The 25,030-nt window shown below is 52.3% G+C and carries 23 protein-coding genes and 1 tRNA gene; 11 read left to right on the forward strand and 13 right to left on the reverse strand.

The genetic code is table 11. From position 1 onward, the window contains the following. Window positions 1–94 precede the first annotated feature (94 nt). Window positions 95–2,188 (forward strand): hypothetical protein, encoded by a 2,094-nt coding sequence (locus tag IPQ00_12160; GenBank protein MBL0241312.1) that lies wholly within the window; start codon window positions 95–97, stop codon window positions 2,186–2,188. Between the two features lie 71 nt (window positions 2,189–2,259). Here IPQ00_12160 and IPQ00_12165 read toward each other — a convergent pair whose 3' ends face one another. Beyond that, window positions 2,260–2,772, reverse strand: a complete 513-nt coding sequence (locus tag IPQ00_12165; GenBank protein MBL0241313.1) for a nuclear transport factor 2 family protein — start codon at window positions 2,770–2,772, stop codon at window positions 2,260–2,262. 93 nt (window positions 2,773–2,865) lie between these two features. Here IPQ00_12165 and IPQ00_12170 point away from each other — a divergent pair, with 93 nt between their 5' ends. After that, window positions 2,866–4,146 carry a hypothetical protein gene (locus IPQ00_12170; GenBank protein ID MBL0241314.1) on the forward strand — a complete coding sequence of 427 codons (1,281 nt, stop codon included), beginning with the start codon at window positions 2,866–2,868 and terminating at the stop codon, window positions 4,144–4,146. A 211-nt stretch (window positions 4,147–4,357) separates the two neighbouring features. After that, window positions 4,358–6,313 (forward strand): hypothetical protein, encoded by a 1,956-nt coding sequence (locus tag IPQ00_12175; GenBank protein MBL0241315.1) that lies wholly within the window; start codon window positions 4,358–4,360, stop codon window positions 6,311–6,313. A 61-nt stretch (window positions 6,314–6,374) separates the two neighbouring features. Here IPQ00_12175 and IPQ00_12180 read toward each other — a convergent pair whose 3' ends face one another. Next, complete coding sequence (locus tag IPQ00_12180) at window positions 6,375–7,682, reverse strand: insulinase family protein (GenBank protein MBL0241316.1); 1,308 nt, start codon at window positions 7,680–7,682, stop codon at window positions 6,375–6,377. Window positions 7,683–7,705: 23 nt separating this feature from the next. After that, window positions 7,706–9,202 carry an insulinase family protein gene (locus IPQ00_12185; protein ID MBL0241317.1) on the reverse strand — a complete coding sequence of 499 codons (1,497 nt, stop codon included), beginning with the start codon at window positions 9,200–9,202 and terminating at the stop codon, window positions 7,706–7,708. A 77-nt stretch (window positions 9,203–9,279) separates the two neighbouring features. On the opposite strand from IPQ00_12185, the gene IPQ00_12190 reads away from it, so the two are divergent. Then, on the forward strand, window positions 9,280–9,498 hold the full coding sequence (locus IPQ00_12190) for a hypothetical protein (protein MBL0241318.1): 219 nt from the start codon (window positions 9,280–9,282) through the stop codon (window positions 9,496–9,498). Window positions 9,499–9,523: 25 nt separating this feature from the next. Here IPQ00_12190 and IPQ00_12195 read toward each other — a convergent pair whose 3' ends face one another. The 4 genes from IPQ00_12195 to IPQ00_12210 form a co-directional block, all read right to left on the reverse strand. Further along, on the reverse strand, window positions 9,524–9,829 hold the full coding sequence (locus IPQ00_12195; GenBank protein MBL0241319.1) for a type II toxin-antitoxin system RelE/ParE family toxin: 306 nt from the start codon (window positions 9,827–9,829) through the stop codon (window positions 9,524–9,526). Then, window positions 9,826–10,092: a type II toxin-antitoxin system ParD family antitoxin gene (locus tag IPQ00_12200; protein ID MBL0241320.1), complete on the reverse strand. Its 267-nt coding sequence runs from the start codon at window positions 10,090–10,092 to the stop codon at window positions 9,826–9,828. The genes IPQ00_12195 and IPQ00_12200 overlap by 4 nt, the downstream gene beginning before the upstream one ends. Before the next feature lie 235 nt (window positions 10,093–10,327). Continuing rightward, a complete protein-coding gene (locus IPQ00_12205; protein ID MBL0241321.1) occupies window positions 10,328–12,004 on the reverse strand; it encodes a peptide MFS transporter in 1,677 nt (558 codons plus the stop codon). A 243-nt stretch (window positions 12,005–12,247) separates the two neighbouring features. Further along, on the reverse strand, window positions 12,248–13,822 hold the full coding sequence (locus IPQ00_12210; protein MBL0241322.1) for a peptide MFS transporter: 1,575 nt from the start codon (window positions 13,820–13,822) through the stop codon (window positions 12,248–12,250). A gap of 206 nt (window positions 13,823–14,028) precedes the next feature. On the opposite strand from IPQ00_12210, the gene IPQ00_12215 reads away from it, so the two are divergent. Together IPQ00_12215 and IPQ00_12220 are read left to right on the forward strand one after the other, a co-directional pair. Beyond that, on the forward strand, window positions 14,029–14,379 hold the full coding sequence (locus IPQ00_12215) for a hypothetical protein (protein MBL0241323.1): 351 nt from the start codon (window positions 14,029–14,031) through the stop codon (window positions 14,377–14,379). Between the two features lie 157 nt (window positions 14,380–14,536). Further along, a tRNA-Ile gene (locus tag IPQ00_12220) sits at window positions 14,537–14,609 on the forward strand. A 165-nt stretch (window positions 14,610–14,774) separates the two neighbouring features. On the opposite strand, the gene IPQ00_12225 is transcribed toward IPQ00_12220, so the two are convergent. The 4 genes from IPQ00_12225 to IPQ00_12240 form a co-directional block, all read right to left on the reverse strand. Further along, on the reverse strand, window positions 14,775–15,275 hold the full coding sequence (locus tag IPQ00_12225) for a hypothetical protein (GenBank protein ID MBL0241324.1): 501 nt from the start codon (window positions 15,273–15,275) through the stop codon (window positions 14,775–14,777). A 166-nt stretch (window positions 15,276–15,441) separates the two neighbouring features. Continuing rightward, entirely contained in the window at window positions 15,442–16,125 is a 684-nt protein-coding gene (locus IPQ00_12230) for a DsbA family protein (protein MBL0241325.1), read from the reverse strand. Window positions 16,126–16,129: 4 nt separating this feature from the next. Then, window positions 16,130–16,579, reverse strand: a complete 450-nt coding sequence (locus tag IPQ00_12235) for a disulfide bond formation protein B (protein ID MBL0241326.1) — start codon at window positions 16,577–16,579, stop codon at window positions 16,130–16,132. A 122-nt stretch (window positions 16,580–16,701) separates the two neighbouring features. Continuing rightward, window positions 16,702–17,019, reverse strand: a complete 318-nt coding sequence (locus IPQ00_12240) for a hypothetical protein (protein MBL0241327.1) — start codon at window positions 17,017–17,019, stop codon at window positions 16,702–16,704. A 367-nt stretch (window positions 17,020–17,386) separates the two neighbouring features. Between IPQ00_12240 and IPQ00_12245 the strand changes: the two genes are divergently transcribed. After that, window positions 17,387–18,076, forward strand: a complete 690-nt coding sequence (locus IPQ00_12245; protein MBL0241328.1) for a hypothetical protein — start codon at window positions 17,387–17,389, stop codon at window positions 18,074–18,076. Window positions 18,077–18,087: 11 nt separating this feature from the next. Next, complete coding sequence (locus IPQ00_12250; GenBank protein MBL0241329.1) at window positions 18,088–18,504, forward strand: hypothetical protein; 417 nt, start codon at window positions 18,088–18,090, stop codon at window positions 18,502–18,504. 33 nt (window positions 18,505–18,537) lie between these two features. Here the strand turns inward: IPQ00_12250 and ychF are convergent, their stop codons facing one another. Together ychF and IPQ00_12260 are read right to left on the reverse strand one after the other, a co-directional pair. Then, window positions 18,538–19,641 carry a redox-regulated ATPase YchF gene (gene ychF, locus IPQ00_12255; protein ID MBL0241330.1) on the reverse strand — a complete coding sequence of 368 codons (1,104 nt, stop codon included), beginning with the start codon at window positions 19,639–19,641 and terminating at the stop codon, window positions 18,538–18,540. Window positions 19,642–19,878: 237 nt separating this feature from the next. After that, complete coding sequence (locus IPQ00_12260) at window positions 19,879–22,326, reverse strand: DUF1906 domain-containing protein (GenBank protein MBL0241331.1); 2,448 nt, start codon at window positions 22,324–22,326, stop codon at window positions 19,879–19,881. A 182-nt stretch (window positions 22,327–22,508) separates the two neighbouring features. Here IPQ00_12260 and IPQ00_12265 point away from each other — a divergent pair, with 182 nt between their 5' ends. From IPQ00_12265 to rfbD, 3 genes are read left to right on the forward strand one after another with little or no spacing between them, the layout of a single operon-like run. Next, window positions 22,509–23,081, forward strand: coding sequence for a PH domain-containing protein (locus tag IPQ00_12265; protein ID MBL0241332.1), 573 nt, complete (start codon window positions 22,509–22,511; stop codon window positions 23,079–23,081). Between the two features lie 30 nt (window positions 23,082–23,111). Beyond that, a complete protein-coding gene (rfbB, locus tag IPQ00_12270; protein ID MBL0241333.1) occupies window positions 23,112–24,125 on the forward strand; it encodes a dTDP-glucose 4,6-dehydratase in 1,014 nt (337 codons plus the stop codon). Window positions 24,126–24,161: 36 nt separating this feature from the next. Further along, the gene (gene rfbD, locus IPQ00_12275; GenBank protein MBL0241334.1) at window positions 24,162–25,016 is read left to right on the forward strand and encodes a dTDP-4-dehydrorhamnose reductase; all 855 of its coding nucleotides are present in this window, start codon (window positions 24,162–24,164) and stop codon (window positions 25,014–25,016) included. Window positions 25,017–25,030: the final 14 nt, after the last annotated feature.

Below are 25,030 nucleotides of genomic sequence, written 5' to 3' on the forward strand. Positions count from 1 at the left end.
GTCACTCCGACCACAAACTTATTTTCTACTCATATCTACAGACCTTTTACATCCCGATTTTAGGATCGTTGCCAGCCAATGGAGGAAAGACCCAGTGAATAGCGAAGAACTCGAACAAAGTCTGAAGGCCGAATTTGAGAATTATCTCAAACAGGTCATCGCGGAGATGCGCGATGACGTTACGGAATTTCAGATCAAGATAGAGAGCGAGTTTGAAAAACACAAATCCCACATCGATGAGGCATTCAATGGTTTTTCTGCTCGTTTTGACTCAGAACACACGTTCGACGAAGGATTCCGCGAATCGGTAGTCGAGCATATGCGGCTTGCCCGTGACGAGGGCGCGAAGATCACCGCAACGGCCATCACTAACGCGGAAGAAATGGAGAGACTCGCGACTCCTGAGTTTAATCTCGCCGACATTAAAGAAGCCGTTATTGATATCAGCAGTAAAGATTCGCAGTCAGCGATCCTTAAAGCGCTCATTCAGCACGCGGCATCTTTCACGCCTCGCGGTGCGTTTTTTATCATTAAGGGTGATCATTTTGTCGGTTGGAAAGTATTTGGCAAAGAAGCCGGTAATGGTGAGAATGCGGTTCGCGACATTCACTTCCCGGTTGCGGCAGATTCGATCTTGGGCAATTCGGTACGGGGTCAATCGATGTCCGAAGGTTGGTTCGGAACCTATACCGAAGACAATTCCTTTTTGGAACCGCTTGAGTTTGGCCAGCCCGATCGGATGTACGCGATCCCGCTGGTCGCTCGCGGCCGCGGCGTCGCAGTTTTGTACGCTGATTACGGCCACGAAGGCGTTGCCGTAAACACGGACGCCTTAGAAATGCTGGTTCGCGTGGCAGGCCTGACGGTCGAAATGCTGGCATCGGCAAAGGCTGCTCGATATGGTTCTGAACCGGCGGCCGTTGCGGAAGTCGCAGACGACAATCACGAAAACGAGTCGGTCCATAGCGAGAGTTCGTTCGACGCTGTCCCGGTTGTCGCATCGCCGTTTTACGAGTCCGCGGACGCTCACAGCGAAAACGCTGACATTGACGCAGATCAGGCCGAAGTTGTCGCAGAAAACGAGGCAACGCACCCGCCGGCATTCGGCTACGACTCAGAGCCGTACAGATCGGAGGAGAATGTCGCCGATATGTATCCTGAGGCAGACGTCGAAACTAAACATATTCCGGAAACTCCGGTTTCAGAATATTCGGCGGTCGTAGAGACTGCCGAAGGTGAGATCACCGATAATGAAATTGTTGAAGCTGAAACGCCTGAAGTAGAAAATGTTTATGAGGTAAATGTCGACACGGAAATCGTTGATGATGAACGTGTAGACGCAGAAAATGTTGATACTGATAGTGACCACGCTGATCACGCCGTTGCCGACGCAACGGACGATACTCCGGCCGAGTCAAAGGATTTCGAGACTCCGGAATTTTTGCGATCTGAAAGCGTTCAGTTCGAGACCGTGTCGTCGATAACCGAAACCCACACAGAGATCGTCGATTCTTCGTCGATCACGGTGGAAACGGCAGAAATTCATACCGCGGAGGTCGAACACGTCATCGAATCCGAAAGTTTCGCGGCGTATGAACCTGCTGTCGATCACAGTCCGGTAGTTGAGACGGCGTTTGATCATTTCAACGTCGAAAAGGAAACATCGGACGAGGCCGAGACTCCATATACGGCGCCGACCGTTCAATTCGATACACCCACAGTTTCGGAACCGGCAGTTTCATTCAATGACGTGTCGCCCTTTGACCGACCGATCGAGAAATTTGAGCCAGCGACAGCGATCGGTGCTATTCCGGCGTCCAATCTCACCCCCGTGGTCGAAAAGGTCTCGCTTCCGATCGGAAGCCGTCTTAGCGATCGCAATGTCGACCTGCCCATCGAGGTCGCAGATGAGGAACGCCGTTACCACAATGACGCACGGCGGTTCGCACGACTGCTAGTATCCGAGATCAAGCTCTATAATGAGAAAAGGGTGCAGGAAGGGCGCGAGGCTCACGATCTTTACGAAAGGCTTCGTGAGGCGATCGACCGCTCACGCGAGATGTACGACAAGCGCGTTCAACCTCCGGTAGCGTCCAAATTTGACTACTTCCATTATGAATTGGTAAGTTCGCTAGCCGAGGGTGATATTGGGCGGCTCGGCGGCAGTTATCCGGGAGCTACAGTCTAACCACTACAAAAGGAAACAGAAAAAGCCGCGTGTTGAAAGATACACGCGGCTTTTTTGTTTGTTTCCGGCGACTATTGTTCAGTTCTTTCGGATGGAAATACCGGCCGCGTCGGGCCCGGATTATCCGGCGAAGTGTGGCGGTGCACGATCTTCCAATCCTTGCCGATCAACTTGTAAACAAGCGTCATTCGCCCGGATGCACTTTCAAGCTTTCCGTCGTTCTCCTGTGTTTGCTTCCACTTACACGAGACATAAGCTGCCGTCTTGCTGAGCATTTCGACTCGAACGCCGGTCACGTCGATAGTCACATTTGAGACTTTGGCGTACGAAGACTCGACGTTTGATTTGATGTTTTCCCAACCACCGGTAGCCGAGCCGTTATTATTAAAGACGAGCAGCCGATCGCTTTTCTCGTAGGAAGCCGACACTTTTTCGGCATCGACCTGCTTTATACCATCGATCAAACGATCAAATGCCTGACGTACGCCCTTAGTCGGGTCGGTAGTTGCCGCCGGTTTCTTCTGGGCCGCCACATTGATAGCTAACGCCGCAAGAATTACAATTACATATGCAAATTTATTCATAGTTGACCGTCCTTGACCGTATATACAGATCTGGTGTGAGTTTATAATTGTGCAACTCTTGCTTGCAACATCAGGCGATCAATCATCAAAGCTATGACCGAAAAATTTGATTGTGCATCGTGCGCAGCCCCGCTCGATTTCGAAGGCACACCGGTTCAAAAGTGCAAATTCTGCGGCAGTACCGTGATAGTACCTCAGGAATTGATCCGCGGGAATGATTTCCACCCAAACAATCCGGCGGGTATGGAACTCGATCTGGCAGAGGTCCTAAAGCTTATTGCCAATGGAAATAAGATCGCCGCCATCAAGCTTTTTCGGGAAACATTTGATGTGGGCCTGAAAGAGGCAAAGGTCGCCGTTGAATCGATCGAGGGCGGCCGCGGTGCGATTCTTTCCTCAACACGTACCGCAGATATAAAGGGTGCTTGGTCGACCAATGATTCGATTGCCAAGAGGCAATTGACGTCTCGCGTCGTAAAACCGATATTGGGCAGCATCTTACTGATCTTTCTGCTGACCGCCGGCTTTGTTGCCACGATCCTGTATGTCACATATCGGTCGGTCGACCGGGCTTTCAACAATGCGGTCAATCCGATCACTAAGCGGGGCACAACCCAATCGTTGCCGGCCAACGAATTGCTGAAGTTTGGCGGCAAAGGCAGCGGGCCCGGCCAATTTAGCGATAATCGATACATCGGTGTGGACAGTAGCGGCGGGATCTATTCTGCCGAATATCAGGGCGGCCGCGTCCAGACATTCGATCGCACAGGTATTTTCATTTCGCAGTGGTCGGCCGGAGCCACCATTATCGCAGATATGGCGGTTGGTCGTGACGGAGTGGTCTATGTACTAGATGCCCGAGGTATCGCTGCCTATGACGGGTCGAGCGGCAAGCTTCAGCGGCGGATCGAGCGTCCAAATCTTGCCGGCATCGCGGTAACGGCAGATGGCCGAGTGGTCGCCGCCGGACGTAAAGGGATCGCCATCCTCAGTGACTCACTCGCCACTATAAGCGACCGGAAAGACGCTTTGACACGGGCAAATGCCTTGAAGGGCTTTACGCACGTCGCCGTCGATGGCCTTGATAATGTCTACGCTGTCGACGCAAGCAACCGCGAGATCTGTAAATTTGCGGCGGACGGTCAATTTCTAAAGCGCATCAGCACCGATGTATCCTCACCAAACTCGATCGCCATTGACCCCAAGGGTCGACTTTTTATTTCGGACACGAGCAAGATGATCGCTATTGACGAGAATGGTTTGCCGCTCGGGTCATTCCCGGTTGATCAGGCATTCGGTTCCGCATTTAATGACGACGGTGAATTGCTGATCGCTTCGCGGCCGTTCGTCGTCAAATATTCCTTAGGCTTTTAAGCTGTATAAAATACACCATTTCGTCGCTGCGGCATTACAAATTGCACCGTTTCGGACTCTGAATTTTGGCCGGAACTGACCGTTAGTCGCATTTTACAGCGGCGCCCGGATTTTTACTGTGAGGTACGATAATTGCATCTACTTTGGATAGGTGAGGATGATTCACAGCAACATCCGTCTTTGAAAAAATTTTAATCTGGAGGGAAAGCATATGCGATCCATTAAATTTGCGACACTAGCCTTGGCCTTGGGTCTCGCTTCGGTGTCGATCGCCGGAGCAAATTCTCCGTTGACCGTTAATTTGCCGGACGGCAATACCGCAGTTCAGCAGGATGACACCGCTCCCGATGTTACCGCGAGGGTGGCTCGTATCAGCTATCTCAGTGGTGATATTCGGATCCGCCGACTCCAATCGGAGGAATGGGAAAAGGCCACACTAAATCTGCCGATCGTCGAAGGCGATGAGATCACCTCCGCCGGCGACTCACGTTTTGAGGTACAGTTTGATCGATCGACGCATTTGCGGGTCTCCGACAATTCGTACATCAAGATCAGCCGCCTTAATTACGATGGTGTAGCCCTCAGCTTACCTCAGGGATTAGCCAGCCTGCGAGTGAGGGATTTTGACAAGGACAAGTCTTACTTTGAGATCGACGCTCCGGGCACGACCGTCGCCGTGCAACGCGAAGGAATGTACCGCATCGACGCCGGCCAACCCGGCGACAACCAGATCAAACTGGCGGTAACAAAGGGCGGCGAGGCGAGGATCTATTCAGAAACATCAGGCTTTTTGTTAAAGAACGGCCGGAGCGCAAAAGTCTATATTGCCGGCGATACCGTCGGCGAATGGGAAACCGGTGATGCCTCCAGATACGCCGACGACTTTGACACTTGGGCAATGGATCGCGATTCCATTATTACAAGGTCACTCGCAAATGCCCATTACGACACGTACTACGATCAGGACATTTACGGCGCCGAGGACCTGGACGGCTACGGAGAGTGGATCCACACAAACAAATACGGTTACGTCTGGCGGCCGTATCGATCCTCGACAAGCAGTTATTCCAACTGGTCGCCGTACCGTTATGGCCAATGGCGTTGGATAGCACCGTATGGATGGACGTGGGTCAATGATGAGCCCTGGGGATGGGCGACCTACCATCACGGACGCTGGATATACGACAGTGGCGGTTGGGTCTGGACACCGTATGGAATGTACCGCTCGATGCGAAGCTGGTGGTCGCCGGGAATGGTCGTATTTTCGTCCTATGGTGGCAGCTACTATTGGTATCCGTTGCCGTATTCGTACGCCTATTACAATTACAACTACTATTACTACAATGGCGGCGGCTGGGGTGGCCACGGCGGAGGGCCGCATCCTACGCCGACTCCGCGGTCAACACCGAATCCGGTAGTCACCCCGACACCTGTATTGGCCGGGCCTCCTCCTAAGGGACCGAAACTGCCGCCGCTCGGCAGTGTACCACCCACGGGTGTTGTAACGGTCAAGGCGGACGAGTTCGGACGGATGCGTAAGGGTAATATGACGCCGCCGCTATCGGTAGCGACAACGATCCTTTCGACCGTGCCGGACGATGGCCGCACCGGCCCTAAACTGCCTTCGATCAAGGAGATCAAGGGCCCGCTTAGTAACGATATACGTTCAGAAAAGCCGCGGATCATTACCGGTAACGCTCCTGTGCAAACCGGCGCAACGGTCAGAACGACCGACAAGCCGCTCGACAATGAGCTGAGGACAACACGTGTATTTGGCGGACGGCCGCCCCTTAGCACACAAAAGGACACGCCGAAGGTCAACAACGATACCCCGATCGTCCGTACTCCGCGTGACACGGGCGCGGTCGATCGACAGCCTACGGTAAAGCCGAGTCCGCCGACGGTCTCGCAACCGACTGAGAGGGTAAAGCCGCCGCCGGTGTATAACCCGCCGACCAGGACGGAAACGCCGAAGCCTGTGCCGCCGACGTCGCGACCCGAAACACCGCGATACACGCCGGCACCGCGGCAAGATACGCCGCGTAATGCTCCGCCGCCGCGACAGGACACGCCCAAGCCGGCACCGCCGCCGGCAAAATCAGAGCCTAAATCTGAAAAGCCGGCACCGATCGAGAATAAAGGCAGCCGAAAGCCAGATAGCCAATAGCGGGCAAAAAAGAGCCGCCTCAAAACGAGGCGGCTCTTTTTTATATCTCGTCTGAGGTATTTTAGTTTCCTGTAAACAATTGCCTGTCTATCGCCTTTGGGTCGCCGACGACGACAAATCTGAGGTTTCTCATATACTTATTTGCGACGGCCTTGATCTGATCTCCCTTAACCCCGCGAATGCCGTCAAGAAATTTCGAAGCGTTTCGCCACCCTCCGCCGATCAACTCATAACGAGCGAGTTCCGCGGCCTGTGAGGCGTTAGTTTCCTGGTCAACATAGTATGTAGTCAAAAAGTATCCCGGAACGCCTGTAACGTCTTCTTCGGTCACTTTCTCTGTCTTTAGCCTTTCGATCTCAGCCAGCATTAACCGGACCGATTGATTCGCGTCTACCGCGGTGACATATATCTCAGCGGTGTTTGCCCCGAGATTTCCCATTTCGGCATTGGGAGCGTATGAGAGATTACGCTTTACGCGGACTTCCTGATACACCCTGCTCTGGAGCAGGGCGACGGCAACGCGCATTGCGTAATAATCAGGATCGCCTACCGAAGGCGCCTCAAACACGCCCTTAATATAATTGGTGCTAAGTGCTCGCGGCGTGACGTCAAGTGTCGATTTAGCAAATGTGAGCCGCGGCATTGGGGTGGACTTGTAGTCACCCTTTGGCAGGTCGGCGAATGATGCAGTCACAAGCTTTTTCATCTCGGCCAGATCGACATCTCCGACGACGACCAGAAGCATTCTCGACGTTTGCAGCAACCCTTTGTAGTAATTGCGCAGATCATCAGGTGTAAATTTTGTGACGTTTTCGATGGTGCCGAGCGGGCGATTTGCGTACGGGTGGCCCGCGTAAACCACGCTTTCTTCAACCAAGCCAAGTGAACTGTCGGGGCTGGCCGACTCGTTCCTTAGTCCCGCCAAAATGACGGACCGTATGCGGTCGACATCGGCGGCGGCAAAAGACGGATCTTTTACAAGGTCTGTAAATACGCCCCAAGAACGCGAAAAATTTTCGGCGGTCGAGGTCAGCGACATCACGCTGAAGTCAAAGGCCGATCCAGACCCGATCACCGAACCCGTTCGGGAGAGTTCCTTTCGAAGAACTTCACGTGGAAAACGCTTGCTCGATTCGGCCGCGACGGAGAGTGCCAGATTTTCGATACCGGCATTGCCGGGGCTCTGATTACGAACGCCGCCCCTTACAAAGAGTCCGACCGACACCGTCGGCGAACTCGTCCGACGCTTGAAAATGACCTTTAGGCCGTTAACATCAAATTCCGAAACCGTTGCTCCGGTAGCGGCAGTCTGTGCGTACGACGGGATGGCAAAAAATGAGATGATCAGTAAGAATTTAATTAACTTCATACAGTTATAGTGACCGCGACCGCTTATTTCCCTATCAGATCCGCTTCGGTGAGTTTTGACTCGTCCTTAGAGGCGGCCGACAACATCGCGACGCCGACGTGCGGCTTACCTAAAATATAGGTCGCTATGTACTTGCTGATGTCGGGCCGTTTGATCGCCCGAAGATTTTCGTAGTAGCCGCGATAATAATCCGTACCGGTCGACGACCACCAAAATCCGAGTGTATGGGAATATTCGCTGAGCTTTTCGCGCGAATAAAGGTCGCGAGACTCGACCAGTGTCTTAGCATTCGCAAGTTCTTCGTCGGTGAAATAACCGGGCGCATTGAATTTGGCGATCTCAGAGTAGATCTTGGCAACCGCCGCCTTTGCCTTATCGGGCGTTGTCACGAGCGTGATCCGGATGGGCCCGACGTTTCGCTGTGTGTAGTAATGCACATCGGCCGAAACCGCTAACCCGGAATCGATCATTTCACGCTGAAATCGCGAATCCGGCTGGCCGACGATGAAGGAAAATACGTCAGCCGCATAGGTCGAGGCATTGTCCTTGCCGATCGACGGCCCTTGCCAACCGATCTGGACGATCACATTCTCGACATCCTGCGTAACAAAAATGCCTTCGCTTTTGAGCAGTGGCGGATGCTCGACCAACGGAAACTTAATAAATGGATCATCGCCGCGTTTCCAATCGCCAAAGAGCTGTTCGGCGAGAGCGAAAATGCGGTTAGGCTCAACGTCGCCCGTCACCAGCAAGGCAGCGTTGTTCGGCACATAATACCGCGATTGTATCAAACGCATTTTTTCCGTCGTCGCACTTGCTACGGTCTCGCGCGTGCCGCCGGGGCTTTTTCGCGACGGATATTTATAAAAGAGCTTGTCCATTAAAGTCCGGTCAAGGTAATAACCGGGCTCGGACTGCTGCCGATCGAGTTCGCCGAGCACAACCTGGATCTCTTGTGAAAATTCGCGTTCGTCGAATGATGGAAACAACATCGCGTCGCGCATCGCTCGCATAAGTGTTTCGAGATTTGGGCTGGTCGCCGTGAAATAGTAGTTTACATACTCCTCCTGCGTCGTGCCGTTTCGGACATAGCCGCTCTGATCAAGTAGGTTGATATATGATGTATCGCCGATCTGCGACTTTAACTTGAGCTGCTCGCCGCAATTGGCACCGAGGAAATAATCCATCCGTCCAAGGCTCTTGGCATAATCGCAACGAAAAATACCCACCGCCTTATTCGTCTTAAAGAACATATGTTCGTAAAGATGCGAAAGGCCGTTGAGTTCGGGCGGTTCGGTAAATGAACCGTTGCGGACAGCCATCTCGACCGTAACGAGCGGGACGCCGGAGTCGGGATAGACGATCACCTCGAGACCGTTCGCCAGCACCTTGCTGACGTACGGGATCTTGGTAGTTGATCCGGCCACTGTCTGTGGTGTCGGCGCCGTAGCAACGGCCTGGCCGAACGAAATGCCCGCGGTGATAACCGACAAGCCAAGTATGATTAGAAACTTTTTCACTTATTTACCCCAAAAACGATGCCGACTTGTTGCGGCAAATATTATCTAATAATCTAACATAAGGAGTTAGATAATCTATGGAACGCGATAATTTGATGCACGGCGCCCGTTCAGCGTTGAATCACGATATGGATATTCGTACTTGGGCTGAAAATTTTCTTAAAGAAAAAGCCCGTGGCGAGAATACGTCAATGACTGACGAAGAGTTTGAAAAATACTGGAAATACCACAAACCCGAGATCATGCACGCCGGTGCAACCGAGGCGATGGCGGCTTATAAGCAGAAAGTTAAGTAAAGTAGGCGTCTAATTGACCAGTGGTTCAATCGTCCTTCAAGAACCGCTTATAGTCACGAGCGGAGTGGATAATGCGGAGAATCACGATCTCTTCGGTATTCTCCGTATAAAAGATCAAACTTTTTTTGAAGTCTCGAACAAACCACATTCGGATATCGATATGGTTCTTAAATTTTCTCACGATGCCGATCTTTGGTGATCTCCGCAGGTCTTCAAGAGTTAACTCAAACGCATCGAAAAAACGATCCGCCACCGAAATATCTTCCTCGGCTAGATAATCGGCCGTCTCGACCAAGTCAATGAAAGCCTGCGGAAGTTTAACGATCTTCATTTCGCAAGCTTTCTGGCTTCAATGCGTTCTTTAACGATCCTTCGGCCTTCGTTGATATCGTCTTTGGTCAAAAGAGTCGTTTCACCGCTGGCATATGCCTCGGCGATGAGAGTTTCGAAGCGCGAATTTTCGACGCGCTGGTCAGCCCGGATCAATTCGCGCACATACTCGCTGATAGTTCCGTACCCGTCAGTTTTTATCTTTTTCTCGACGAATTGCCGCATCGATTCAGGAAGGGAAATATTTAGTGTGGACGTCGACATAAGTACCAATATACCTCCAGATGATAGTAGCACAATGTCAATAAATGTTAATTATTAATATTTATTGACATTTTCACTCATTTTCTAGAGGACAACTGCCTGGCCGCACGAAATGCCCGCGGTGCAACCGAGTCGATGGCGGCATTTCGACAAAGCACGAAGTAACAAAATAAAAGGCAAGGCGAAGCACAGTTACTTCGCCTTGCCCTTTTACTTCGGCATTTTACTTTAGCGTTTACACGCCCGGCATCGCTTTCTTGAGAGGTTTCAAGATCGCAAATAGTACGATGGCCATAAATAGAGCCATGCAGGCGAGAACAAGGAAGAACGTCGACTGGAGCCAAATGTCCCAGTAGATGCCTATCATTGTCAGCTTGTTGCCGATCGCGGTGGCGACGAACCAGCCACCCATCATCAGGCCGCGAATGCTGATCGGAGCGACCTTAGATACCAGCGAGAGACCCATCGGCGAGAGCATAAGCTCGCCCAGTGTCACTACAAAATAAGCAAAGATCAACCAGAATGGCGAGACGCGGAATAGGTGCGCGTTTTGCAAAATGGCGTCGTGGTGGACATTGCCAGCTCCGGGCGACGCTGCGTTTATGGCAGCGATCAACTGATCCTGTCCCGAGGTTACGGCGGCGGTCGCCTCGTCCTTTTTGGGCGAGAATTTGACCCCAAAAATCGTTTTCTTGCCATCCGGACCTTCCGTTTTCTGGATCTTGTCGAGAGCGTCCTTCGATAAGCCGGCGGCGGCGAGATTGGTTAAAACACGTTCGTTGATGCGGAATTCGCCCGAGCTTAATTGTGCCGGGGATTTTACTGCCTTTTCGCCCATACTCGCGCCAAACCATAGAACGACGAATGAGAGACCGGTCAACGTCATTCCAAAAGCCATCTTAGTCGGCGTCGAAGGCTCTTTGCCTCGCCGGTCGAGGAAGCCCCAGAACCACACCAGCGGGAAGGTGAGCGTAATGATCCAGAATGCATTGATCGCGTTCGAGATCGTACCCGAAACCGTCCAATCCGTATTGTCGTCGGCGAAATACGTTAGGGTCGAACCGTTTTGATGAAAGACCATCCAAAACACGATGACGATGATAAATATCACGATCAGCGCCAACACCCGTTTCGAGTTGGGGATCGTATCCATCAGACGGCTTCGCGATGAGTCGCCCGATGCACCCTTGTGATCGTCTGTTCCCTGATCTGCATTAGCCGAAGTGTTGAAATCCTCGATAACGTGATCGTCCACTACGATGACGCCCTTAGCAAATTTCTTATCCGCATGAACCACAAGACTCTTGAAATACCAGAGGATCGCGACTGAGATGACCATTCCGAACGCGGCGACGGCAAAAGCCGCGTGGACGCCGACGTTCTGCTTTACGATCTCCATCACGATCGGAGCCAGGAAAGCTCCGACGTTGATACCGAGATAAAAGATGTTGTACGCCCGATCCTTAAGGTGACTGCCCTCGGGATAAAGGTTGCCGACCATCGTCGACACATTGGGCTTAAAGAATCCGTTACCGATGACAAGACAGGTCAGAGCCGCGTAGACGGCCCACATCGTCGGGATCGACAGCAGGCCGTGACCGGCCATAAAGAAGAAGCCGCCGATCATTACCGCTTTGCGATAGCCAAGAAACCTGTCGGCCAAGAAGCCGCCGACCAGCGGACTAAGGTAAACGAACATTAGATAGTTCGCGTAGAGCCCTGTCGCTTCGGCTGCGGTCCAGCCAAACCCATTAACCGGATCGCGGAGATACAAAACAAACAGGGACAGCATCGAATAAAAGCTGAAGCGTTCCCACATCTCCGTTCCAAATAGCACGTAAAGTCCCTTGGGGTGCTTGCCTGATTCGGCACTAATATTTCCGTTAGCGATCGTTGCTGCGTTTGCACTCATCGAATTTTTTCCTTTATTGTTTTAATTTTTGGAAGGGTTGAAAAAATATAGCAAATTTTACCGATTATCGGAAAGTAAAAACCGTGGTCGCCCGACATTGGCATGCATTTCTGACATATAATGTCGCCGGTAAGGCCTGAACGGCCGACGACACGGCGATAGTTAGCCAAAAAAACGGCGCGGGTGATCCCAACGGCGGCTTCTGCTCCTATTTTCCGTGAGCAAGGACGAGAAATTAAGTAGTCAGGCCCCCGCCGGTTCGACGTTTTCTTCATGAACGACGTCTTCGGTGTTTCGCATCATCTTGGAGATCGGGAAAGCGAGCAATCCCAAAATGACCGCCGAGACGATAAGTGCGATCGTCGTCCAGGTGAATAGCTGGGGCGTTTGCTCGAGTTTTTCGGGGTCAACGCTACCGCCGACGAGCCCGGCGATGAGGTTGCCGACAGACGCAGCAAGGAACCATATGCCCATCATCTGACCGACGAACCGGCGAGGTGAGAGCTTGGTCATCGATGAGAGTCCGACCGGGCTGAGGAGCAGCTCGCCAAACGTCTGGAAAAGATAGCTGGCAGCCAGCCACCAAGCCGCGACTTTGACCGCTCCGCCGCTCGCAACCAGCATATTGGCAGGGAATATCATTATGAAAAAGCCTATGCCGGCCAGAGCGAGACCGAGAGCAAACTTTGCCGGAGCAGAAATGGTGATATTCCGGGCACCAAAGTAAGTCCATATACCAGCGAATACCGGAGCAAAGATGATGATCAGGAACGAGTTGATCGACTGAAACCAAAGTGCCGGCACTTCAAAAGAACCGATATTACGCTCCGTAAAATCCTTGGCAAACAGATTTAGTGAAGTTGGAGCCTGTTCGAATGCCGCCCAAAAGATCGACGCGAAGATGAACAAGACACCGATAACGACCACGCGCTTCTTCTCGTCACTGTTCAGCTTGCCGGCAATGAACATATACAAAAAGAACAGGACTGCGACGCTAACCAATGCATAAAGCATATAGCCGCCGACGACTTGCGGATCTAAAACGATGACGCCGGTGGCGGTCAGTACCACCATTAAGGCAATAATTGCGAGACCGACGGCGACCACTATCTTTACTCGCGTTTCGTATCCGGCCTGAATCGTCGGATCGGGATCGCGGCTCCGCTCGATGCCGATATTCCCGAGGGTTGAGCGGGAACGCACGGCGAACCAGATCAAGCCAGCCAGCATACCGACGCCGGCAGCACCAAATCCCCAGTGGAAGCCGTATTTTTCTCCGAGCAATCCGGTCACGATCTGTCCGAACGTAGCACCGACGTTGATTCCCATGTAAAAGATCGAAAATCCGGCGTCACGCCGCTCGCCGCCCTCAGGATAAAGGTCTCCGACGATAGCCGAAATATTCGGCTTGAGCAAACCGGTGCCGAGAACAATGAGGATCAGGCCGACAAAGAACAGGACTTTTCCGCCAAACAATCCCGACAGGCCGATCGAGAGATGGCCGCTCGTGATCAACACTGCACCGTACATAATCGCCCGACGCAGCCCGAGAAGGCGGTCGGCGATCCAGCCGCCTGGTAGCGACGAAAGATATACACTAGCTGAATAGATGCCGACGATCGCCGCCGCTTGGGGCCGGTCAAACCCAAATCCGCCTGCCATCATCGTGGCGGTCATAAATAAGATCAGCAGCGGCCGGATGCCGTAGAACGAAAAGCGTTCCCACATCTCAGTCATGAACAGGGTCGGAAGTCCTTTTGGATGGCCAAAGAATTCGCGGCCGGTTCTTGGGTTTAGATCGTCGATCGATGAGCTCATCAATATTCCCCTTTTTAATGTTTAAATTCCCGGAAGAGTTAGGCAAAATATATCAGATAAACTATTTATCAAAAAGAGGACACATGCGTAAACAGTCAATTATGGTGATTTTCGCCCTAGCGTTTTTGATGATGGCATCATCGACCGCAGTTGCACAGAGCGAACGGATGAGCGTTTCGGCGGCTGAGGTGACGGGTACGTTTCGGATGAATTTTCAGGGAAAATTCAAACAGCAGACGAACGATCTCAAGATCATCGCTCTCGGCCGGGGCAAAATTCGCGTAGCATTTGACCTGGTGTATCCATATACACTCCAAAACGGCGAGATCTCGGTGAATATGGGCTCGCTGGACGGTGAGGCGGCGATCGAGGGCGATCGTGCAATTTATATGTCCGATGAGTTCGGCCCGTGCAAGATCACGATCAAATTCGTGAAACCTGGCACCGTAAAGGTCACACAGGACGGCTCAGATAGCGACTGCGGCTTTGGCCACAATGTGTGGGCAAGCGGCACATATCGAAAGATCAGCGGAAAAAAACCAACATTTGAAAACTAGATAATACTCGACGGCCGCCTTGATTAAATATTTTGGCCGCAAGGCGGGCACAAGTTCCCTCGAATCCGGTTTTTAGACCACTTTTGAGCCGAACTAAGTGTCACCGTACTAACAGGTTTGCGGGAAAAATCAGAATAATTTAGACTTATTGAGGTTTGCCCTTGTAGCTCAATGGTTAGAGCAGCGGACTCATAATCCGTTGGTTGTAGGTTCGAATCCTACCGAGGGCATACTTCTTTTTTCTGATCCTGTCCGTTTCACTTTGACGAAGGTGTACCCGCGGGGTCATCTAATGTGCGGCAATAAAACCCCCATTTAGGCACTGAAACTTTCGAACACATAGTAAAAGGCCCCAAACATAAGAGTTTGGAGCCTTTTTTTAATTTACCGTCCCGTTAGACCGCAGGTGTAGTTTTACTCTCCATTCCCTTGGTGCAGCACGGACAACCGTCTTTTCCGCCTGACGCCTTGGCGGCATCGCCGTGCATCGAATGGCCTTTCATCGCTCCGTCTTTCATCATCGGACAGGATTCCTTGCCTTCCATTAAAGGGTGGTCAGCAGACATTCCATCGGTCTTCATCGAATGGTCTTTCATCGCACCGTCTTTCATCATCGGGCACGATTCCTTACCGTCCATCTTCATTGCGTGATCCGCCATCGCACCGTCCTTCATCATCGGGCACGCCGCATCACCGTCTTTATGATCACAGTTTGAATGCATCGATGCCGGATCTGTCGATGCCGAATGCTTACCCTTCATCGGACAGGATTCGCCTTTGCCACAGCACGATTGGGTCGCCGTCTGCTCGATAACGGACGTATTTAGAGCATACACAGCGATCGCGAGGCCGAAAACCAAAATTGCGGATGCAAACAGAAGTATTTTCTTTTTCATAACATTGATCGATCCGGATAGATTCAGTGGAATTATAGACCCAATTCCAACTCAATTCAACAATATTTCTCGACGAGGCGACACAGTGCTCGTAAAGAGTGATCATATCGCAGCCAATGCTGTACGGAAGTGACCGGGATCACAAACCATCGACAGAGCCGATCATCTATCGGCTCAATTCGTCGTCGATCAATGCACGCAATTCGCCCTCGCCAAATCGCGCGAGCATCCTGCCATTTACAAAAAACTGTGGCGTTTTGCGCACGCCAAGTCCCTGTCCGTCCTTTTTGTCCAGTTCGATCTTGGCGGCGTAACGATTTTCTTTGATCGCCGCATTCATTTTATTTACGTCGATACCGAGTTCCATCGCGTAATTTTCGAACAGAGTACTGATGTCGGGCCTTGCGGCGGTCGCCGGAGCACCGTGTTTTTCGCCCCATTCGGGCTGTTTCTGAAACAGCAGTTCGCGGGCCTGCCAGAATTTACCTTGTTCGCCCGCGGCCTCCGTAAGGTTGGCGGCATTTAACGAATTAGGATGCAGCGGCATATATCGGGCGGCAAACCGGATCTTGCCGTCATAGTCTTTCAAAATTTTCTTGATGATCGGGCTAAAGGCCGCGCACGATTCGCATTCCGGATCATAAAATTCGACCAGCGTAACCTTGGCGTCCGCCGGACCGAGTATTGGTGTATCCGGCCGAAGAAGTTGCCCCGAGGGAGCACTCGGACCAGTGGTGTTGGTCGGCTTTCTTACCTCTTGGACCGATGAGCGATAGTAACTCGAGCCAATGTATGCCGCGGCGATCACCGCGAGTATTATCCCGCCTAAAATAACAAATTCCTTTCTCATAAATTTAATCTTCCTTGGACCTATAGGCCAATAAACACAGTGTCAAACTGATAAAGCCAACCAGACCCATCAGTGGTATCGTAATAAATCCGAGCCATTCCAGTTGGACCGCGTTACACGGCACGCCGACCGTACACGGCGTGATGCTCTCGGGGATAAATCCGTAATAGAGCAGATTGTGATAGATCGAGATCGCGAGGCCGACAAGGCTCAACGAGAGCGCGTATATCTTCCAACTCGGGTCGCGGCGAATAATGCCGATGCCGATGATCAGGATCATCGGATACATAGCGATCCTCTGATACCAACACAATACGCACGGCGGCAATTCCATCACCTCACTGAAAAAGAGGCTGCCCACCATTCCGGTCAGAACTATCGTCCAGGCGGCGTACGGCAGTACCGCATTGATGCCACTACCTTGCGTTGCGGAACCTACTTCACTGCTTTCCATAACTTCATAACGGCCGAATATTCCATCGGCTTGGAAAAAATATCTCTTATAGACTTTGTCTTAGTTAAAAAGGTGGTTCGCTGACCGCAGACGTGCGTCCGCCGAAACGTACCGGAATGGCGTTAGGCCTTTGGCGGCAACCAGATCCGTATGGGGTCGGCCGAATTGTATGGGCGGCGGTGATCAACTATATGGTTAGAGATGGCCGGATCGATGCCCCCATTTCCATCAAATGCGAATGGATAAACGGCTAACGTATCGTCGCAGCATACAAATGTGCAGCACGTCGGGCATTCTTCAGAATATACGTCGTCACCCGCGACCTGAATGGCGGCGGATCGGTCGCCATTTTGGTCGGAAACGAGCAGAGATGCCGCACGGCAAGGATGTGCCGAAAGCAACGAAAGGTAGACGATAAAACTTAAGATCAGTATCTTCAAATTATCAGGCCTTGGTCTATTTTCACTTGGTTGATGACTATCTGCAAGTAACCGTGGATGCTGCGATTGTTTCGCGACGACTTAACCGCTCTCGCGGTCGAAAAGAATCAGAGATCCGCGAATTTACACGCTCTATGTGTAAATTTTCGCCTTTCGGAGATTGCTAGCGCTACCCCCAGGACTATAACCCTTGCAAATGCGGGGATATATACGCCCGTGATCTGGCATAAATATTGCGCTTATACATTGTAAACAGTTCACGGCTTTTGACCGTTTCGTCCTGTATTTCGAGTAAGGGGTTCCTGATCCGCGATGCTCGATCGATCGGATATGGTTTTTGGCAGATCAAGCCGGTAGGAGAAAGATTATGAAAGCGAGATCGATAGTTATGTTATTGGTTGCGTGGTTGATGATGAGTTCTCCGGCTTTCGGGCAACAGCTTAAAAGCTGGTGGTTCTTTGCACCGCGGGAGATGGCCGAGCGAAAGATGATACCGATGTCCGAACTCTCGGCCTGTCTGCTTGGCGAAGATTCACCTCCGGGCATACGAGGCAAATTTAAGCGTATAGTGGACGGCGGCGTACAGACTCAACCCGGGCTGATCAGGCGAAAGCTATGTGATGTAGGCCTGATCTTAAACCTATTGCCCGAAGAGGATAAGAATCTCGCAAATGATTACCCGGGATATGCGATCTACAAGATCGCCGGCAATAACCTGGAACTCCATATCTTTCCAGCGGACATCAAGTATGTGGCAGTTGCAAATTTGAAATTCGCGGCATCCCAAACATTACTTAAAAAGGACCTGAAGGCCTGCGGCACAACGGCGCTCCAACGACTTTTCGCACCGACCAATTCTATCTGGAAGGAAAATTGGTCGACGTGGCAGGCACCTATCAAGGACCTAAAGGCCGAAAACAATCCCATTAATTTTGATGCTTATGATATTTGGATAATGAGCGTCGATGATCACAAGGTATTTGTAAAACGTGTCGGCATAAAACATCCTGTTTTCGATATTTTGCCCGATAGAGACGAACTCATACGAAGAAAGTAGGGAGGTTAGATATGTTTACCGAAAGATCCACAAAGAACTTACCGTTATTCGGATTTACGATCCTGGTTTTTCTCGTAATGATCCTTGGTTGCGGCGGCTCCGGAAAAACTTGTGTCGGAACATTGACCGTTGACGGCAAAACCTACGAGGGAAGAGATCGGGTCGAGGCCCAGGCCCGGGAAAACGCGTGCAGTATGTACTGTATCGAGGGCGACAGTGGATATGACCGGATGTATCAGGCTTTTATCAAAACTCCCGAGGCTAAGAAAGTAAATATTGACTTCAATGCAGAAAACGTCTCATTGAAGAGTAAGAAATGGGCAGCCTTGGAGAACGAAAGAATGAACAGGTACGTTGACCAGTGTCGAGAGGGTTGCCTACGACAACATAGCAACGGCACACGGATCATTGAGGTCAAATGCCAATGACGGACGGCGTCATTCCTCGGCACTTCGGAAATATCAGACGTTAAATCGAAAATCGACAACGTCGCCGTCCTGCATTATGTATTCTTTGCCTTCGACGCGGGCGAGGCCTTTCTCGAGCGCGACTTTGCGGCTACCGCACGCGACGAGGTCATCGTATGACACGATCTCAGCGCGGATGAAGCCGCGTTCGATGTCCGTGTGGATCTCGCCGGCGGCCTGCGGTGCTCTTGTGCCGATCGGGATCGTCCAGGCCCTGACCTCTTTTTCGCCGGCGGTCAAAAAGCTCATCAGGCCGAGCATATGATAGGCGGCCTTGATCAGTTTGTCGACGCCGCTAGAACTTAAGCCGAGATCTTTCAGATACTCATCACGCTCGGCGGGGTCGAGGGCGACGAGTTCGGCTTCGAGCTTGGCGCAGATGAAAACCACGTCCGCTTGTTCGCTCGCGGCGTGCTTGATCACAGCCTGAACGTGCGGATTGCTTTCGGGGTCGGCGAGCGTTGCTTCATCCACATTTGCAGCGTAGATCGTCGGTTTGGTGGATAAAAAGAACCAAGTTTTAATGGCCTCGCGTTCGTGGTCCAAGAGGTTCGCTGAGCGCGCCGGGCGACCTTCCTCAAGCACCGGTTGGATCTTGTCGAGTATCTCTAGTTCGAACTTTGCTACCTTATCACCCGACGCTTTGACGGCTCTAGCGGCTTTTTCGCGACGCTTGGCGGCGGAGGCGAGATCGGCGAGGGCGAGCTCGATCTGGATCGTCTCGATGTCGCGGATGGGATCGACCGACCCCTCAACGTGGATAATATTATCGTCGTCAAAACACCGAACAACCTGAATAACCGCGTGCGTTTCGCGGATGTTGGCAAGAAATTGATTGCCCAATCCTTCGCCCTTTGACGCTCCGCGGACGAGTCCGGCGATATCAAGAAACTCGACCATCGCGGGCACCGTTTTCTGGGCTTTATTAAGTTTTTCGAGGACCGCGAGACGTTCGTCGGGCACGGCGACCATACCGACGTTCGGCTCGATCGTCGCGAACGGATAGTTCGCCGCGAGAGCTGATTCCTGAGCGGTCAGTGCATTAAAAAGTGTCGATTTTCCAACGTTGGGCAGTCCAACTATTCCGGCTTGTAACATAAGGGCGTCTTCCAGTGACTATTCAAAAACTGTTATTTTACAATCGAAAGCCGTATTTGCGAAATCGCAGCACCATTTGCCAATTGTGGCGGATCAGGCAAAACCGGAATTTGCCAAAATGCCCTTTTGTAGGAAGCCCTTAAATTCGGACACAAATTGCGATCCCCAAGGACAATTTGTATCGTCCTCAAGAAATCATCGGTCATATTTTAGCTCATCGAGCCGCATCACAATGGCCTATTGAGGCAGATAAGCATTCTCGACCGGCCGGTCGCCGTTCAAACCGAACTGAACTGCGGTAAAGCCGGCTTGGCTCTGCATCAGATACCAAACTCCGTTTGACGGGCGGAAAACGGCTGCATCTGATTTGCCATCGCCGTCAAAATCTCCGGGAGCCGCAACATCTCCTGTCGTGCCGAACGGAAATGCGTAATATGTCAGATCATCGCTCCGGAGCACGAACCACTCCCCGGTAGATGGCCGCCAAAATGCCACATCGGCCTTTCCGTCACCGGTAAAATCTACCGGAACAGCTTGATCGGTGGACACGCCGAACTGCGTGGCAAAGACGCCGCCGCTGCTCTTTTGCACCCACCATTCCGTCCCTGTCGCACCCGCGGGCCGGAAAACGGCGATGTCCGTCTTGCCGTCACCGTCATAGTCAGCAGGTGCGGGTTTATCGCCCGCCTGGCCAAATTGAACGTATGTGTAAGTTCCCTGACTGTCGCTGTTGGCTATATACCACGTGCTGTTCGACGGGCGAAATACGGCCAGATCGGTCTTACCGTCATTGTTGTAGTCGGCCGCCACAGGTATGTCGCCCGGGCTGCCAAATGCTCTTGAGGTGTAGATGCCGGCCTTGGTAAGTAAGTGCCAGACGCCGTCGGTCGGGCGAAACACCGCCGTATCGGTCTTGCCGTCGCCGTCAAAATCTCCGGGTACCGGAATATCACCCGGCGAACCGAACGCTACACCGCCGGGAGAGCCATTTGAACTATTGAGGTAATACCAAAGCCCTGCATCCGGGCGAAAGATACTTACGTCTGACTTACCGTCACCGTCGAAATCGGCGTTTTTGTTCTTGGCGATCGTCAGTCCAGCCACCGGGCCATCGGCGATGTCGCCATCGATATTAAAGGTCACGCCGCCCCAGGTCTCGTTGTGAGGGTTTTGCCATTGCTTGATCCGCTGATGGTTATTCCATACATTCGTCGGCACAGGCGGGGTCGGCGAATTATACGTCCACACATTCATCACAAGGTCCCACCTTGCAAACCAAACGGCCTCCATTCGGCTAGGTTCGGGTATCGAGATCCAGTCATTTACCGCATTGGTCGGTGACCCGTAAACGCCCGATTTATAGTTGAGCTCCTTGATACGATCGGTCCAACCTTTTAGGAAAGCGGCCGTGGCTACACGACAACCCGGCGAACTGCCGGTTTCGGTGTAGCTCTCCATATCGTAGTAGAGTACCGAACCGGCGGTCAGACCCAGATTGACGGCGGCAGCGACGGCAATGTCGGCTTCGCCCCGGCCCTGCTGTTCGGCGATCGCGGTGTCGTAGCTGAATTTCGCTGTCGTCGCCGATGCTGTGCAGGGCGACTGGTAGCCGACGACCGTCGGGATCAGTCCCCAACCCATCGCGGTAACCTGATCGACCCAGGCGGCCGAGAGATTTGGCTGGGCTGCGCACGCTCGATTACGGCCGCTCATATAGATATTCATATCGAAGTAGGGCGAAGTGTTCCACCAGATCTGCATTTGGGAAACACTAGGCGAATCGCACTTATCAAACCCACGATTGAGGCTGATCCGAGTGTTGCCGCCCGGCGACAGTGCGAATGCAGGCGTTTGTTCCACGGCACGCTGTGCCTTTGCACGTTCACCTGCGGCCAACTCGCTTATCGGATCCGGCGTTATATCTGTACCGTCCGCGGTTCTTACGCGGGTTTCCTGTACACATCCTGCCTTTTGGCCGAAACAAAAACCGCTTTGCGTGAGCAGCCAGGGCGAATTTTCGCCCGCTGCCATCACCACTGTCTCATCAGCCGAAATGCCAGCGGACTTTCCTAAGCGTTCGAACCTCGCCGCCTGCCCATCAGCACCGCTGGAGTTTAGGTCAGAGCTCGACGCAACAAACGTCCACGGGCCGCCGTTATCTGATGAAATATAAGTCGATCCACTGATAAAATTGGAGCTGCTCGTGAGCCTGACCCGAAGGCTGATGATCTCGCCGGCCATTGTTAATTCAACCTTTGAATAATCTGCCTCGACGAGATCCGCATCTCTCATTTCGATTGGCAAATAAGACCAAGTATCAGCGTCCCGCGGTGAACTAGCGAGCCTGAAACCGCCAACCATTCGATTGGCGATCACCACGTGGATCGCTCCATCAGCGGCCATTACGGCACCGGCGATACCGTCGCTTAATCCGAGGTTCAGGTTGATCCTTCGCCACGCCTTGCCGTCGTTTTCACCAACAAAGAGTTCCCTTTCGGTAAAGATCAGTCCAACGCCGCCCGAGCGCACAATTCCTTTGATCACTGCCGACGTCCCGGCGTCCTCGCTATTCACCGCGACCCGACGAGCACTCGGTTCAACGAGGATGGACGGTGACGCCGCAAAGGTATAAGCCGCGAACAGCACAAATGTAATAGTTAGGATCGACACGTTATTAAATTTCATAATAGCCTCGGACCTATGAGCAATCGTTATGGATTTCGCGTAAAGTATAATCGAAAATGCGGTCGGGCAACAAGACCATTTTTGCAAGTTCTCCGCCACGCTCACATTGGCTGTGTGGGTTGAGAGTTAACGGTAAGTGGCTATAATATCTGTGACAGCGAACAAAGCCGGAGGTCAACTATATGTTTTGCATCAAATGCGGTACTGAAAACTCGGACGCGGCACAGTTCTGCCGAAAATGCGGCGAAAAATTCGAAGGTGAAACCGAAACGCAGGTTGCCGTACGGCCGAGTGAAATTACGGACAATAACGAGGGATCTGTCATATTTTCGATCGGCCCAACGCTCAAGTTCGTTAAGATCGGCTATGTCCTAGCAGCGGTCGGGGCATTGTTGTTGGTTGCCGTATTGAGCGTGTTTGGAGTCACGGTGCTGATCGCGATACCTGTCGGACTGATGATGTTTCTGATCCCGGCCTTTTACCACTTAAAGACAAAGCTCGTACGATACTCGCTGCTAGACACGCAGATAGAGGTGGACGAGGGCCTCATCTCGCGAACGACCCGCAATATCCCGCTGAGGCGGATCCAGGACGTCACGGTAACGACGACGGCAATGCAGCGACTGCTCGGCTTTGGAGATCTAATGATCGATAATGCGAGTGAGGACGGCGGTAAGGTGTCTCTCAAGAATATTGATTCACCCAAAGAATATGCGGACATTCTACTCAAGCATATTCGCCGCCTGGACAGTTAGACCGGACCATAAACGCTGACGAGATTTTTTATGAAGACCTTTTTTATTACGGGCGGCGCCGGATTTATCGGTTCAGCCTTTATTCGGCTCCTGATCGAGAGTTCCGACGATGTACGGATCGTTAACTACGACGCCCTCACCTACGCCGGCAACCTTGAGAATCTGGCCGGGATCGACGACGATCGGCACGTCTTTGTCCAAGGCGACATCTGCGACCGCGAGAATGTACTTGCGGCCTTGCCGGCGAATACGGATGCGATATTTAATTTTGCGGCTGAGTCACACGTCGACCGGAGCATTACGTCGGCAGATGAGTTTTTGCGAACGAACATCATCGGCACGCAGGTTTTGCTCGATGCGGCACGCGCCAAGGATGTACGAAGGTTTGTACAGATCTCGACCGACGAGGTGATGGGGAGTTTGCCGGACGAAAGTGACGATTATTTTACCGAAGGATCGCCGCTCCAGCCCAACTCGCCGTACGCCGCGTCAAAAGCGTCCGCTGAATTTGTAGTGCGGGCAGCTATCGAAACCTTTGGCGTTGATGCCGTTATAACACGTTGCGGCAATAACTACGGGCCGCGTCAGTTTCCGGAAAAGCTGATCCCGCTGATGATCGCAAATGCGATGAACGACGAACCCTTGCCCGTTTATGGTGACGGAAAGAACGTGCGCGACTGGATCCACGTCGACGATCATTGTCGGGCGATACTTTTGGCATTTGAAAAGGGGCGAAGCGGCGAGGCGTATAATATCGGCGCCCGGAATGAACGCTATAACATCGATGTCGTTAACGCGATCCTCGGTGCGCTTGGCAAACCGTCAGATCTGATCAGGTACGTAACCGACCGACTCGGACACGACCGCCGTTATGCCATCGACCCGACAAAAGCCGAAACCGAACTCGGTTGGAAGCCCTTGACCTCGTGGAAAACCGGGCTAACGGACACGATCGATTGGTATCAAAACAATCAGCAATGGGTCGATCACGTCCGGAGCGGCGAATACCGCGAATACTATCAACGGACGTACGGAGCTGTCTAGCACCACGTTGGCCGGCGGTTGGATTTATTAATAGATATGAGAATTCTGGTAACCGGTGCAAACGGGATGGTCGCCCGAGCGACCGATAAATATTGCCGTCAGATCGGCGATACGGTGACCGCACTTGGCCGCGACCGTCTCGATATCTCAGATCGGGATCAGGTCTTGGAGGTCGTATCGAGCGGCAGCTTTGATGCGATATTAAACTGCGCAGCGTATACAGACGTCGACGGAGCCGAAACAAATCGTGACAAATGTTATGGAGCAAATGCCGTCGGTGTTGAGAATCTCGCCCTTGCTGCTAAGGAGAGCGGCGCGGTTTTTGTCACAATTTCGACGGATTTCGTTTTTGACGGAACAAATTCCGGATTTTACACACAACGGGATACGCCAAATCCGCAGTCGGTATACGGACGCTCAAAACTGGATGGCGAAGATCGAGCGCGGACTGTTAATGCGGCCACGATCATCGTCAGATCGGGCTGGATATACGGTTCGGGCGGAACAAATTTTTTGAGTGTGATGCATCGACTGCTCGCGGATCGAAAGCCGATCAAGGCGATCGGAGATTCATTTGGCACGCCGACATTTGCGGACGATCTCGCCCGACGGCTTCGCGAACTGGCCGAACTAAACTTGCCCGGCGTATTTCACGTTGCCAACAGCGGTCCCGGAATGAGCTATCTTGAGTTTGCAGAAGCAGTAGTAAAGATCGGCGGATACGAGCCGTCGTTAGTGGTACCGGTTTCGAGAGAGAGTCTAAGCCGCCCCGCACCTCGTCCGATCAGTTCCAAGCTCGCCTGCCTGTACAGTGAGCGACTCGGCCTGAGCGAGATGCCGGATTGGCACGATTCACTTTCTGAGTTTCTAAGGCTCGAGGCCGCCGCCTAACCGCGTGATCGCTG

The organism is Chloracidobacterium sp. (assembly GCA_016720705.1).
Classification (GTDB): Bacteria; Acidobacteriota; Blastocatellia; order Pyrinomonadales; family Pyrinomonadaceae; genus OLB17.

Excerpts from the sequence above, each read along its gene's own strand:
- IPQ00_12250 (MBL0241329.1), top strand. The coding sequence starts at position 18,088 with ATGTTTACCGAAAGATCCACAAAGAACTTACCGTTATTCGGATTTACG.
- IPQ00_12235 (MBL0241326.1), bottom strand. The coding sequence starts at position 16,579 with ATGGAAAGCAGTGAAGTAGGTTCCGCAACGCAAGGTAGTGGCATCAAT.
- IPQ00_12225 (MBL0241324.1), bottom strand. The coding sequence starts at position 15,275 with ATGAAAAAGAAAATACTTCTGTTTGCATCCGCAATTTTGGTTTTCGGC.
- IPQ00_12230 (MBL0241325.1), bottom strand. The coding sequence starts at position 16,125 with ATGAGAAAGGAATTTGTTATTTTAGGCGGGATAATACTCGCGGTGATC.
- IPQ00_12175 (MBL0241315.1), top strand. The coding sequence starts at position 4,358 with ATGCGATCCATTAAATTTGCGACACTAGCCTTGGCCTTGGGTCTCGCT.
- IPQ00_12180 (MBL0241316.1), bottom strand. The coding sequence starts at position 7,682 with ATGAAGTTAATTAAATTCTTACTGATCATCTCATTTTTTGCCATCCCG.
- IPQ00_12265 (MBL0241332.1), top strand. The coding sequence starts at position 22,509 with ATGTTTTGCATCAAATGCGGTACTGAAAACTCGGACGCGGCACAGTTC.
- IPQ00_12165 (MBL0241313.1), bottom strand. The coding sequence starts at position 2,772 with ATGAATAAATTTGCATATGTAATTGTAATTCTTGCGGCGTTAGCTATC.
- IPQ00_12190 (MBL0241318.1), top strand. The coding sequence starts at position 9,280 with ATGGAACGCGATAATTTGATGCACGGCGCCCGTTCAGCGTTGAATCAC.
- IPQ00_12215 (MBL0241323.1), top strand. The coding sequence starts at position 14,029 with ATGAATTTTCAGGGAAAATTCAAACAGCAGACGAACGATCTCAAGATC.
- IPQ00_12245 (MBL0241328.1), top strand. The coding sequence starts at position 17,387 with ATGAAAGCGAGATCGATAGTTATGTTATTGGTTGCGTGGTTGATGATG.
- IPQ00_12260 (MBL0241331.1), bottom strand. The coding sequence starts at position 22,326 with ATGAAATTTAATAACGTGTCGATCCTAACTATTACATTTGTGCTGTTC.
- IPQ00_12200 (MBL0241320.1), bottom strand. The coding sequence starts at position 10,092 with ATGTCGACGTCCACACTAAATATTTCCCTTCCTGAATCGATGCGGCAA.
- IPQ00_12195 (MBL0241319.1), bottom strand. The coding sequence starts at position 9,829 with ATGAAGATCGTTAAACTTCCGCAGGCTTTCATTGACTTGGTCGAGACG.
- IPQ00_12205 (MBL0241321.1), bottom strand. The coding sequence starts at position 12,004 with ATGAGTGCAAACGCAGCAACGATCGCTAACGGAAATATTAGTGCCGAA.
- IPQ00_12170 (MBL0241314.1), top strand. The coding sequence starts at position 2,866 with ATGACCGAAAAATTTGATTGTGCATCGTGCGCAGCCCCGCTCGATTTC.
- IPQ00_12210 (MBL0241322.1), bottom strand. The coding sequence starts at position 13,822 with ATGAGCTCATCGATCGACGATCTAAACCCAAGAACCGGCCGCGAATTC.
- rfbB (MBL0241333.1), top strand. The coding sequence starts at position 23,112 with ATGAAGACCTTTTTTATTACGGGCGGCGCCGGATTTATCGGTTCAGCC.
- rfbD (MBL0241334.1), top strand. The coding sequence starts at position 24,162 with ATGAGAATTCTGGTAACCGGTGCAAACGGGATGGTCGCCCGAGCGACC.
- ychF (MBL0241330.1), bottom strand. The coding sequence starts at position 19,641 with ATGTTACAAGCCGGAATAGTTGGACTGCCCAACGTTGGAAAATCGACA.